The 2,539-nt window shown below is 58.1% G+C and carries 2 protein-coding genes; one reads left to right on the top strand and one right to left on the bottom strand.

Annotated elements, in window-relative coordinates:
- Positions 1–225: 225 nt before the first annotated feature.
- Positions 226–963, top strand: a complete 738-nt coding sequence (locus C5J26_RS32345) for a hypothetical protein (RefSeq protein ID WP_105405484.1) — start codon at positions 226–228, stop codon at positions 961–963.
- Positions 964–969: 6 nt separating this feature from the next.
- Here C5J26_RS32345 and C5J26_RS32340 read toward each other — a convergent pair whose 3' ends face one another.
- Positions 970–2,397 carry an ISNCY family transposase gene (locus C5J26_RS32340; protein WP_105405483.1) on the bottom strand — a complete coding sequence of 476 codons (1,428 nt, stop codon included), beginning with the start codon at positions 2,395–2,397 and terminating at the stop codon, positions 970–972.
- Positions 2,398–2,539: the final 142 nt, after the last annotated feature.

Raw genomic sequence — 2,539 nt, 5'->3', positions numbered from 1 at the left:
TGTCAAAGCTGATTGGAGGCGCAACCTCGCCAGCCAGTTAGAAATGCGACACTGGCTCCGACAATTAGCCCCCGACCGGACCGGCTGGGCCGGTTTGCAAGGGTAGGGAGGGGGCGGGTGATAAACACACCCGTTCGGCTTTAGCTTCCTCAGTAGCAATTGTTTCCTTGGCGGTTGATACTCGCTTGCGCCTGTATGTAGCAAGATAGGGACCTAAGCCGCTCGATGCTTCCGGAAATCAAGTTGCAGGGCGACGTCGATGTCGCCGCGCTGTCACCACTTCTTCGCGGCATGCTTCTTTCCGTTGCCTATGCTGACGGTGAGGGTGGCATCGGGCTGACGGCGACCGGAGCCATGAACCGCAAGTTCGTGCATTGGGCCGCGGTGCACTTCCTCTGGCCAGGGTTCACAGCCGAAGACCTTTACAGCATGCACAAGGTGCTGAACGAAAGCGATATGCCCCCGCTCTGGGTCGTGCGCGATATGACCCGTCATCTGAAGCTGCTTCGCCGGAAAAAGGATGTGCTGCTGCCAACCAGACGCGGCCGGGAGTTTCTGGTGAACCCGCAAGCTTTTTTCGATCTGGTCGCCACGGATTACCTCTATTCGTATGTCCACGCCACCGAACGAGGAAGCGAGGTCCAAGCACGGTTACGCTGGTGGCGCATGTTCCTCAATCTTCTCAATATCAAGGCCAGAGAAGGTTGCACGCCATTGGATGTTGTAAAGATCCTCTATCCAGACATGGCGCCTGTCTCCGACACCGAAATGACCATAGAAGCCTGGGAGCTAAAATTCGATCTGCAGTATGGCGTCTTTCGGCGCTTATGCTGGCTCGGCTTGCTCTACGAGGCACGAGAGGGGCTCACTCTTCTCCAGGACGGATCCTTCCACAAGACGCCACTTTGGCCAGCCTGCCTGCAACTGGAATCGGATACGCAAAGCGACATCGGCGTGCATTGACGATCGTTACTCCGCCGCTGGCTGCCTCATCAATGCCTTCTCCCGCTTCGCAATCACGTCCGGATCGTTCATGAAATCCGTCCTTCGCCCCGGCTTGCGGCCCCGCTTCTGATAGCCGTTCGCCGTGCTGCCGTCGCGAATGCCGAACATATGATCCGTCTGACCGGTGCGGCGAGGACCACCCTTGCTGCGTTGCTGTTCACGACCGGCCTGCATCTCAGCGACGACCGATAGCATGTCGTCCAACCGCTTATTGTCGACCACCTCGGCGCGATGCACCGAGCGCAACGTGTCGAAGGTTCTGTAGGGCAGGGCAAAGCTCTCGTGCATGATCTCGAGGCGGCCGTCCGGATAATCGCAGACGACCACCTTCTTACCCGCCAGAGGTCTGGAAATCTCGGTCGGATCGAGAATGAACAGCACCTTGTCGTAGCGCAGCGTCAGGGCCTGCGACAGCGTTCGCACTTCCTTCCTGCACATGGCGCCATCGAGGTTCTCATGGTCGGCCAAGGGTCGGTGCATGTCCTTCGGATTGCGTGGTTGCTTGCCAAAGCGAGTGTTGAAATCCGCAATGAACGCAGGTGCATAGGCATTGGCCGCCTCGATCGTATCGATGCCGCGGAGCCGCATCTCCTTCACCAACCGGTCCTGCAATGTCTGATTGGCACGTTCCACACGGCCCTTGGCCTGCGGAGTGTTGGCGCAGATGATGTCGATGTTCAACTCATAGAGCGCCCGACCGAACTGCGTCAGGCCGCTCGTCCGGTCCTTCTCGGACGAATGGGTCGAACGAAAAACACCATGCTTGTCGCTGTAGAAAGCCAGCGGCTTGCCCCATTGCTGCAGATAGGCCTTCGTCGCATGCAGATAATCGAACGTGTTCTCTGATCCGGCAAAGCGCAGATGCAGAAGCTTTCCAGTGGCATCGTCGATATAGACGAGCAGGGCGCATTTGGGGCCGCGGTTCTCGAACCACCAGTGATGCGACCCATCGATCTGCACCAGTTCGCCAAAGCAGTCGCGCCGGCCACGTGGCTGGAAAACCCGTTTCTTGCGTTCCCGGCGCGAGATCCAGATGCCGGCCTCGGTCATCCATTGCCGCAATGTCTCCTTGGCAACAGAGATCCGGTGCAACTCGATCAGTTTCTCGCGCGCCAATGTCGGGCCGAAATCCAGATAGCGCTCGCGGATCAGATCCAGCGCCGCATTGCGAAACTCCTCGCTGTGACGCCGGTTGCTCGGACGCGATCGCTTCTTCGACACGAGACCGGCTGGACCATCCCGGTCATAGGCCTGCAGCAGCCGATGGACCTGACTTCGACTGAGGTCGAGCAATTCGGCCGCCTGGACAACGCTAAGGCGTTCATCTCGAATCTTCTGGATGACTTCAAGGCGATGCAATTCTTTCTGCGACATGGTGATCAAACAGGACATGACAACTCCAACCGCTCATGGTCTCGACCAGGCTGAAGATCGTCATCCTTGCTCCCAACGTTGGCTTTGACCAGTGCGTCGAGAGGCGAGACTGTCGCATCTCTAACTGGCCCAACTGTCGCATTACTAAATAGCCCCTACA

The organism is Neorhizobium sp. T7_12 (assembly GCF_002968535.1).
GTDB lineage: Bacteria > Pseudomonadota > Alphaproteobacteria > Rhizobiales > Rhizobiaceae > Neorhizobium > Neorhizobium tomejilense.
This window is presented reverse-complemented; position numbering and strand designations above follow the sequence as displayed.